7 protein-coding genes and 1 pseudogene are annotated in these 8,952 nt (G+C 68.9%); 3 read left to right on the top strand and 5 right to left on the bottom strand.

Annotated elements, in window-relative coordinates:
* From ACAM49_RS36050 to egtA, 3 genes and pseudogenes are all read right to left on the bottom strand, one after another.
* Nucleotides 1-920: pseudogene (locus tag ACAM49_RS36050) on the bottom strand (hypothetical protein); the annotation flags it as partial.
* Entirely contained in the window at nt 920-2,263 is a 1,344-nt protein-coding gene (gene egtB, locus ACAM49_RS36045) for an ergothioneine biosynthesis protein EgtB (RefSeq protein ID WP_369640017.1), read from the bottom strand. The pseudogene ACAM49_RS36050 and the gene egtB, both read right to left, overlap by 1 nt.
* A complete protein-coding gene (egtA, locus tag ACAM49_RS36040) occupies nt 2,260-3,555 on the bottom strand; it encodes an ergothioneine biosynthesis glutamate--cysteine ligase EgtA (protein WP_369640016.1) in 1,296 nt (431 codons plus the stop codon). Before egtA ends, egtB begins: the two co-directional genes overlap by 4 nt.
* 123 nt (nt 3,556-3,678) lie before the next feature.
* On the opposite strand from egtA, the gene ACAM49_RS36035 reads away from it, so the two are divergent.
* Nucleotides 3,679-4,851: an aminotransferase class V-fold PLP-dependent enzyme gene (locus tag ACAM49_RS36035; RefSeq protein ID WP_369640018.1), complete on the top strand. Its 1,173-nt coding sequence runs from the start codon at nt 3,679-3,681 to the stop codon at nt 4,849-4,851.
* Nucleotides 4,852-4,936: 85 nt separating this feature from the next.
* Nucleotides 4,937-6,583, top strand: a complete 1,647-nt coding sequence (locus ACAM49_RS36030) for a fatty acyl-AMP ligase (protein ID WP_369640015.1) — start codon at nt 4,937-4,939, stop codon at nt 6,581-6,583.
* A gap of 13 nt (nt 6,584-6,596) precedes the next feature.
* On the opposite strand, the gene pth is transcribed toward ACAM49_RS36030, so the two are convergent.
* Both pth and ACAM49_RS36020 read right to left on the bottom strand, forming a co-directional pair.
* Entirely contained in the window at nt 6,597-7,178 is a 582-nt protein-coding gene (gene pth, locus ACAM49_RS36025) for an aminoacyl-tRNA hydrolase (protein WP_369640014.1), read from the bottom strand.
* Between the two features lie 25 nt (nt 7,179-7,203).
* Nucleotides 7,204-7,803, bottom strand: a complete 600-nt coding sequence (locus ACAM49_RS36020) for a 50S ribosomal protein L25/general stress protein Ctc (RefSeq protein ID WP_369640013.1) — start codon at nt 7,801-7,803, stop codon at nt 7,204-7,206.
* Between the two features lie 383 nt (nt 7,804-8,186).
* Here ACAM49_RS36020 and ACAM49_RS36015 point away from each other — a divergent pair, with 383 nt between their 5' ends.
* Entirely contained in the window at nt 8,187-8,666 is a 480-nt protein-coding gene (locus ACAM49_RS36015) for a hypothetical protein (RefSeq protein WP_369640012.1), read from the top strand.
* Nucleotides 8,667-8,952 lie beyond the last annotated feature (286 nt).

The following is an 8,952-nucleotide window of genomic DNA, read 5'->3' as shown; positions in this document are numbered from 1 at the left end:
TCCCCCAACAGCAAATTCAGCCGAGCCTTCGGCGACCGCTCCAGCACCGCGGCACTGACCCGCCGCAACGCCTCCCCCGGCTCGATACCAACCGTCTCGGAATCGACTCCGGCCGAGGCCGTGGACCATCCCCAGGCCCGAACCTCCGGTGCCGCACCCGAAGTCGAGGTGACGCTCACCGTGGAACCGAAGGCCACGGCCGAACTCGCCGATCGGGTGCCGGACTCGGAGTTCGCGGGGTTGCCTTCGAGCAAGCCCCGCAGAATTACCCAGAGTGCGGCCGAATCGGTGAGCGATTCGGCGTCGAGCAGCGAGGGTGAACCGAACTCCTCCGCCACCTCTGCGAGGACCCGCCGCCAGTCGGGTATCGCGCCGTTGTGGCTGAAGGCCCAGCGGCCGTGGGTGAATGGGGCGCAGGCGGCCCGTTCCACCGGCATGCCCACTGTGGCGGAACGGATTGCGGCCAGTACCGCGGTTGAGCGGATCTGGGGTAGGACCTCGTCTACCGCGGGATCGGTCCAGATCGGAGCCGCGTTGCGGTACCTGCTGACTACCAAAGCTCCTGCGGCAGAGCCGGTATCAGCCGGAGCAGCGGTCGCCCCGGCAGCGACCGGTCCGGGCCCACTGGTCGATTCCGGGCCGGTGCGCCCGCCGATGCCCGCCGAGTCACCACCGGCAGCGTCGGCTGCGGCGCGGAGGTCCGGGGATGCGCCGCCGTGCCAGATGACGCCGGGTCCGTGGTCCGGGGTGGCGGCGTCGGGGTGGTGCCACCAGGCGACGCCGAAGCCGTCGGCGTTGATGGTGCCGCCGCCCCGCATTTCGCGAGGGGCCCAGGATTGGGTGCGGAGGGAATGCGGGCCGTGGGTCAGCAAGGTTCCTACCGGGGTTGGCGGGCCCAGGTAGGCGAGGTGGCGGCACATCAGTGCTCGCCGGGGGTCAGGTCTCTGGCCAGGCGGAAGCCGGAGAAGATTTGGCGGCGGATGGGGTGGTCCCAGTTGCGGAAGGTGCCCCGGGAGGCGACCTGGTCGGCGCCGAAGGAGCCGCCGCGCAGGACCTTGTAGTCGCCGCCGAAGAAGACTTCCGAGTATTCGCGGTAGGGGAAGAACCGGAAGCCGGGGTACGGGTCGAAGCCCGAGGACGTCCACTCCCAGACGTCGCCGATCAACTGGTGCACACCGCTCGGGGAGGCACCGGCGGGGTACGCCCCGACGTCGGCCGGTTCCAGATGGTGCTGGCCGAGATTGGCGAGGGACTCGGTGGGATCGAGGTCGCCCCAGGGGAATCGGCGAGTGCGGCCGGTGGCCGGATCGAAGCGGGCCGCCTTCTCCCATTCGGCCTCGGTGGGCAGGCGTTTGCCCGCCCAGTTGGCGTACGCCTCGGCCTCGAACCAGCAGACGTGCACCACCGGCTGCTGCGCGCGCAGCGGCTGCATGGTGCCGAAAACCCTTCGCCACCAACGGCCGCCACCGTCCTGCTCCCAGAACTGGGGTGCGGTCAGCCCGGCCTCGATGCGATGCGCCCAGCCGCGCTCGGACCACAGTTCGGGCCGCTCGTATCCACCGTCGTCCGCGAAGGCCAGGTACTGCTCGTTGGTGATGGGAGCGGCGTCGATGGCGAAACCGTCGACGTGCACTGGATGCGCGGGACGCTCGTTGTCCAAGGCCCACGGGTCGGTATCCGTGCCCATCATGAATTCCCCTGCGGGAATGACGACTTCACCGGTCACGCGCACCCGCGCGGGCGGCGTCGGCGGCGCGGACAGCACCGCGTCCCCGGTGCGCAGCTGATGGGTGGCCAGCATGGTCTCATCGTGCTGCTGCTCGTGCTGAGCGATCATGCCGAAGGCGAACCCGCCGTCGACCAGCTCGTTGCCGCGTAATGGACTGTGCTCCAGCACATCCCACACCTTGTCCCGCACGGTCCCGACATACGCGCGGGCCTGTGTCGGATCCAGCAGCGGCAGCGCGGGCCGATCGGCCCGGGCATGTTTGAAGGCGTCGTAGAGGTGGTCGATGTCCTCGCGCACCGCCTCCCGCCCGCCGACATCGCGCACCAGCCACAGTTCTTCCTGATTGCCGATGTGCGCGAGATCCCAGACCAGCGGGCTCATGATCCGCGAGTGCTGGGCGACCAGTTCGGCCTCGTCGAGGCATTCGGTCAAACCGATGGTCCGCCGCCGGGCCCGTTCCAGGGTCTCGGCGATCTGCCCCCGCAGCCGCTCGGTCTCCGCCCGGTCGGTGCCGGGCACGTGCTGAATTGTCATGAGAGAACTCCCGATTCGTATTCGCCCATCGCGGGCGGCAGTCCGCTGCGACATCGCTCGGCGGCGGCGCCCAACTGCTGCGCGGCTTCCCCGGTAGCGGCATGTGCTGTGGCCAGCTCGAGCAACGCGACGGCGGTGGCGCGCAATTCCGGATCGGCCAGACCGCACCGCGCGGCCTCGGACCAGAGATCCGCGGTCGAGGCGGCCAAACCCGTTGCCTCCGCGACCGTTTCGGGGCTGGACAGCAGTGCGTCGAAGGCATACACCGGTACCGACCACCCGTCACCCGGCTGCGCGTCGAGATAGCGCACCTCGAGATGCCCGGACGCGCGGACCGGCGGGAAGACCGTGGTCAGGTGGTAATCCAGATCTTCTCGCGAGGGCCGCCGCCCGATCTCCTCGTCCAGCGCCCCGCACAGCCAATCCGCGAAGGTCGCCCCGGCCGGAGCCGTCCAATCCTCGCCGTCGCACCGCACGCACAGCAGCGGCACGTCCAGCATCCAGCGCGCGTACCCGGCGATGGGATCGGCCCAGTCGTGCACGGGCGGCCGAGTCCGCAGCTGGTCGAGCCGCTGCCAGGCCCGCATGCGCTGGGACGCCCAGGCGCCGGGCGGGGCGGAATGCAGGTCCGGTGAACAGGCGAACGCGGCCAGCAGGGCGGGCCCCATGGCGTACAGCACCCGCCACCGGGCCGCGATCTCGGCGGGATTCGCGCCCGCGTCGACGCTGACCTGGGTGGCGGCGGTATTGCACATCATGAGCGCCCCGAACGGCCCGATACCGGCGAAGGATCGCTCCATGGCCCGGTAGCGCGGCAGGGTCAGCACACGCAGCGGCCGCCGGCTCGCGTCGGCGGCGGCGGAAAGGGTTCGGATATCGCGGGATTCGAGCAGCTCCCGCAGGCGGATCGTGTCTGCCCGCAAGCGCTCGCACAGTTCGGCGGCGGTGCCGAACGGGGCACTGGACAGTTCGATCTGACCGCCGGGTTCGAGGGTGACCCGGCTGCCTCCCGGCAACGGAACGGCCGGGGAATCGGGGGAAATGGACCGCGGCGCATACGGTCCGAGGGCGTCCGCGAAGACCCTCGGGTCGGGACGCGAATTCGTTGCCGAAAGTTCACCTTGCGTGGTGAGCCACTCCAGTTCGGCACCGATGAGCAGCGGTGGGCCCTGTTTGAAACACACTTTCCCGATGTAAGCCTCGGCGGCGGCGCGTGAGGAGAACTCGCCGCCCGGCTCGGTTTCGGTCAGGCCATTTCGCAGCACATCGGTGGGTGACGCCGTGACAGCCATTGCCAACCTCCGTCTGATGCGGTCGCCACACGGGGGTCCGGCAGCGACCAAACCAGAGTAGCGAGGGACTGTGACAAGAAATCTGACGAAATGAAGAACACCGCAACCGATATGGTCGTTCCCATGCTGGAAATCGCGCGGTTGCGGGCCGACACGCCAGGTTGTGAAAATCTTGTATTTCTCGATAGTGCTGGTTCCTCGCTGCCACCCCGGGTCGTCGTCGACACCACCATCGAGCACCTGCGCCGCGAGGCGGAGATCGGTGGCTATCGCGCGGCGAACGAGCGCATCGACGATCTGCACGGCGTCAAGACGGCCGTCGCCGAACTGCTGAACGCCGACCCGGCCGCCATCGCCATGAGCGACAGCGCCAGCCGCTCGTGGAGCGATTTCTTCTATTCGGTCCCGCTCGCGCCCGGCGACCGCGTGCTCATCTCCGGCGCCGACTACGCCAGCAATGCCATCGCCGCCCTGCAGCGCGCCCGGCAGACCGGCGCGACCGTGGAGGCAATTCCCAGCGACTCCAGCGGCCAGCTCGACCTCGACGCGCTCGACGCCATGCTCGACGAGCGCGTGAAACTGGTGTCGCTGGTTCACGTTCCGACCAATGGCGGACTGGTGAACCCGGTCGCCGAGGCCGCCCGCCGCGCGCACCGGGTGGGCGCGCTGGTGCTGCTGGACGCCTGCCAGTCGGCCGGGCAGCTGCCCCTCGACGTCGCCGAACTCGAGGTGGACGCGCTCTCGGCCACCGGCCGCAAGTGGCTGCGCGGCCCGCGCGGCACCGGCTTCCTCTACGTCCGCCCCGAACTGGCCCTGAGCCTGGAACCGGGCCGCCTGGACCTGCACAGCGCCGAGTGGACCGCCCCCGACGACTACGTGCTCGCCCCCGACGCCAGCCGCTTCGAATTCTGGGAGCACAGCGTGGCCGCCCGCCTCGGCCTGGGCGCGGCCGTGCGCTATCTCCTCGATCTGGGCCCGGCCGCGGTCTACGCGGCCATCGCCGAGCGCGCCGAATACCTGCGCAAGGCATTGCAGGAGATTCCGGGCGTGGATGTGCGCGACCGCGGCACCCAGCACGCGGGCATCGTGTCCTTCACCGTCGACGGTCTGGAACCGGTACAGGTCCGCGATCGGCTGGCCGCCGAGGACATCACGGTGACAGTCAGCTTCCGCGGCTCGACCCTGCTGGATATGTCGGCGCGCGAACTGAACTCGGTGGTGCGGGCCTCCCCGCACTGCTTCGTCAGCTTCGAGGACCTGGATCGCTTCGTGCGGACTGTTCGCACCCTCGGGTAAACGGACATGAACTCCGAAAACGGTTAACAGCCTTCACCGGACGCGGGATATTGGAGGTGCTGGTTACGCGTTTGAGGAGTCGACCGTGAGCCGCTTCACCGAGGAAATGTATGCCACCGCGCGTGTCTCGAAGCGGGGGCTGGTGACCGGGGAACCGTCTGCGCCGGTGCGGCACACGTGGGGTGAGATCCACGAGATCGCGCGCCGGATGGCGGGTGGTCTGGCCGAAGCGGAGATCGGACCGGGTGACGCGGTCGGGGTGCTGGCGGGGATGCCGGTCGATATCGCGCCCGCCTGCCAGGCGGTGTGGATGCGCGGGGCCTCGATCACCATGCTGCATCAGCCCACGCCGCGCACCGATCTCGAGGTGTGGACCCGCGACACCGAAACCGTGCTCGGCATGATCGAGGCGCGGGCGGTGATCCTGGGCGCGCCCTTCGAGATCGCGGAACCGCTGCTGCGCGAACGCGGTATCGCCGTGATCACCCTCGACGCCATGCGCGCGGGCCCACCCGTCGATCCGCTGCCGACCGGCGAGGACGCGATCGCGTTGCAGCAGTTGACCTCCGGCTCCACCGGTTCCCCGAAGGCCGTGCGCATCACCCACGGCAACTTCTACGTCAACGCCTACGCCATGTTCGACCGGGTGAAATTCCAGCTCGACGACGATGTGATGATCAGCTGGCTGCCACTGTTCCACGATATGGGCATGGTCGGATTCCTCAGCGTCCCAATGCAGTTCGGCGCCGAGGTGGTGTGCGTGACGCCCCTGGACTTCCTGACCCGCCCGATCCTGTGGGCCGAGCTCATCTCGAAGTACCGCGGAACCGTCACCGCCGCACCGAACTTCGCCTACTCCCTGCTCGCCCGCCGCCTGCGCAATGCCGCGGACGGCGCCTTCGACCTGAGCAGCGTCCGCTACATGTGGAACGGCGCGGAACCCGTCGACGCCGACACCATGGACGCCCTCGCCGAGGCCGGAAAGCGCTTCGGCCTCAACCCCATGGCCCTCACCCCGGTCTACGGCATGGCCGAGACCACCCTGGCCGTCTCCATTCCCGACCCGGGCCTGGGCCAGGTCATCGACACCGTCGACGCCGACCTGCTGGAAGCCCTCGGCAAGGCCGTCCCCGTCCGCGATCCGGACCACCACCACGGCAATGTCCGCCGCCTCCCCACCCTCGGCTACCTGGTCGACAACCTCGAGGGCCGCGTGGTCGACGCCGACCGCCAACCCCTCCCCGTGCGCAGCGTCGGCGTCATCGAACTCCGTGGCCCCGCAGTAACTTCCGGCTACGTCACCGTCGACGGCTTCCGCCCCGCCCAGGACTCCGAAGGCTGGCTCGACACCGGCGACATCGGCTACTTCACCGAGGACGGCCTGGTAGTGGTCTGCGGCCGCATCAAGGACGTCATCATCATGGCGGGCCGCAACATCTTCCCCACCGACATCGAACGAGCCGCCCTGCGCGTCAACGGCGTTCGCCCCGGCAACGCGGTGGCCGTCCGCCTCGACGCGGGTCAGAAACGCGAAAGCTTCGCGGTGGTAGTCGAATCCAACGACTTCCAGAACCCGCAAGAAGTCCACCGCATAGAACACGACATCGTCCACGCGGTGTTCTCGGAGGTGGGAGTCCGCCCCCGCAGCGTCACCGTCCTGGGCCCCGGCGCACTCCCGAAGACATCCTCCGGAAAGCTGCGCCGCTCGGCGACGGCCACGCACCTGGGCTGAGCGGCCCTGCGGCTCAGTGCAGTTGGTTCTGCGCGGTTTCCAGACCCACGCGCAGCAGTAGCTCGACCGCGTCCGCGGTCTGCTCGACGATCACCGGAACCTCTTTGCGCTCCGGCGCGGAGAAGGGCTTCAGCACGTAATCCGCCGGATCCTGGCGGCCCGGTGGGCGGCCGATGCCAAAGCGGACACGCAGATAGTCCTTGGTGGTGAGGGCCTGTGAGATCGAACGCAGCCCGTTGTGCCCGCCCTCGCCGCCGCCGCGCTTGAGGCGCACGGCGCCGAACGGGAGGTCGAGTTCGTCGTGGACGACGATCACCTCGGTGGCGGGGACGGAGAAGAATTTGGCCAGCGCCGCGACGGGCCGCCCGGACAGGTTCATGTAGGTGCGCGGCTTGGCCAGCAGCACCTTGCGCCCGTCCAGGCGGGCCTCGAGCAGATCCGCGCCGGACTTCTTGTGCACGGTGAAACGGCCGCCGACGCGCTCCGCGAGCACATCGGCGACCATGAAACCGACATTGTGCCGGGTGCGCTCGTATTCGGATCCGGGGTTACCCAGTCCGACCACGAGCGCGGGCCCGGCAGTTGCCTCGGTCATCTGGAACCGTTGCGGAAGTAGGGAGTTACTCCGCGGCGGCCTCTTCGGTGGTGGCCTCTTCGGTCTCCTCGGCGGCGGCGGCCGGGGCGGCGATGATGTTGACGATCAGGGCCTCGGGGTCGCCGGCCAGGGTGACACCCTTCGGCAGCGCGATCTGGCCCGCGAGGATCTGGGTGCCGGCCTCGACGCCCTCGATGGAGACCTCGATGGACTCGGGGATGTGCAGGGCCTCGGCCTCGATGGACAGCACGATGGTGTCCTGCTGGACCAGGGTGCCGGAGGCGGCCTCGCCGACCAGGGCGATGCTCACGTCGGCGGTGACCTTCTCGCCACGACGCACGATCAGCAGGTCGGCGTGCTCGATGTAGCGACGGATCGGGTGCACGACGACCGACTTGGTCAGGGCCAGCTGCTTCTTGCCGGCGATGTCCAGGTTGAGGACGGCGTTGGTGCCGTGCTCACGCAGGATGGCGGCGAACGCCTGGGCGTTGACCGACAGGTGCTGCGGCTCCTCGTTGTGGCCGTAGAGCACGGCGGGAACGTTGCCGTCGCGGCGGGTACGGCGGGCGGCGCCCTTACCGAACTCGGTACGTACGGTGGCTTCGAGAAGGTTGGCGTCGGACATGACTGTGTCTACTCCCTACGGCTCGTCCGGGCTGTAATGTCAGCTGGTCGCCAGGCGACTGGGCCGCCCTGGCTGAGTTGGTCTGCTCGTCGGCGAAGATCAACATGGGACGGCCGAATAGGCCGAGCCGCGTCGATCACGGTGGGCAGCTAGGTGCCACACCCTCGCCGAGACAACCTGAAGACTCTAACACGCTGCCGGAAGGCCCCCGCGCCACCCCCTCGGTCGGCGGCCCGGGGCCCGGATCACGCGGCGCCGGAATCGAATTCCCAGCAATTTCGCAGGGCGAGAATTCCCGTTTCCGGTAGCGCGCATTCATTTGAAATGTTAGTCAGTCTGTTCGGCATGCCGAGCGGCTGCCGTCCAAGCAAAAGGAATATCTGATGAAGAACATCCGCCGGTTCGGTCTGAGCGCCGCGGGCATCGCCGCCATCTCCGCCACCGTCGCCCTCACCGCCCCGTTCGCGGCCGCGGACACCTCCAGCAATGGCATGACCGTCGTGGGCAGCGGCTTCGTGACCGGCAACCAGTACACGGTCAACATCATCACCGGCGTGACCGGCGTGACCGCGAACCTGTACGACACCGCCAACGGCAGCACCCAGTCCATCGGCTCGGCCACCTCCTCGGGCACCACCCAGGCCTCGGTGCAGTGGACCCCGACCGTGTCCGGCTCGCATCACCTGTGGGTGGTGCTGACCGGCGGCTCGCAGTCGGTGCCCACCTCGGGCCCGGTGGACGTCACCGTCGCCGACGCCGCGACCTCGACCCCGACGGGGACCGGCAGCGCGAGCACCCTGCTCCCGCTCATCATCAACCTGATCGCCAGCCTGACCGGCGGCAACGGCGCCAGCATAGGCTGATCGCGGCCGCGAGACCCGCCCTGCGGCTCGTCATCGCGGGTCTTGTTTCCGAAGGTGTGAAGCACTACTGTTTCGCATCATTCCCCGCTCTGGGGGAATGGCTTGCACCATAAGGAAATACGCATGAAGAGCATTCGCCGGTACGGCCTCGGGGCCGCGGGAATCGCCGCCATCTCCACCGCCGTCGCCCTCACCGCACCGCTCGCCACCGCGGACACCGTGAGCCAGGGCGGCAGCGTCGAATTCATCACCAACAACGACTGCCCTCCGTCGCCCACCCCCACGC

This window comes from Nocardia sp. JMUB6875 (genome assembly GCF_041154655.1).
In the GTDB taxonomy this organism is placed as follows: Bacteria; Actinomycetota; Actinomycetes; order Mycobacteriales; family Mycobacteriaceae; genus Nocardia.
Note: the sequence above shows the minus strand (reverse complement) of the source record. Positions and strands in the feature narration are given on the sequence as shown.